Source organism: Arthrobacter pascens, from assembly GCF_017052465.1.
GTDB lineage: Bacteria > Actinomycetota > Actinomycetes > Actinomycetales > Micrococcaceae > Arthrobacter > Arthrobacter pascens.
Genome location: NZ_JAFHKT010000019.1, coordinates 1 through 424 on the forward strand (window position 1 = coordinate 1; position 424 = coordinate 424).

1 protein-coding gene is annotated in these 424 nt (G+C 64.6%); it reads right to left on the reverse strand.

The window, feature by feature from the left end:
* Positions 1-405 (reverse strand): catalase (locus JYA52_RS00085; protein ID WP_205651146.1); only part of this gene is annotated, 405 nt, incomplete at its 3' end.
* Between the last annotated feature and the right edge of the window lie 19 nt (positions 406-424).

Below are 424 nucleotides of genomic sequence, written 5' to 3' on the forward strand. Positions count from 1 at the left end.
CACCGGGGTGTTGTTGCCCACGAGGTCGTAGTTGCCCTCGGAGGTGTAGAACTTCACCGCGAAACCGCGCGGGTCCCGCCAGGTGTCCGGGGAGCCGTTCTCGCCCGCGACCGAGGAGAAACGGATCAGCATCTCGGTCTCCACACCGGGCTGCAGGAACGCGGCCTTGGTGTACGCCGAGATGTCCTCGGTGGTCTTGAACGTGCCGAACGCGCCGCCGCCCTTGGCGTGCACCACGCGCTCCGGGACCCGCTCGCGGTTGAACTGGGCGAGCTTCTCCACAAGGTAGTGGTCCGTGAGGATGATGGCGCCGTCGGCGCCGACAGCCTTGGAATGGGCATCGGACGTGACAGGAGCGCCGGACTGTGTCGTGGACACGGCAGGCGCAGAGATGTTCGAAGTCATCTTTCTCCTAATTTGTTGA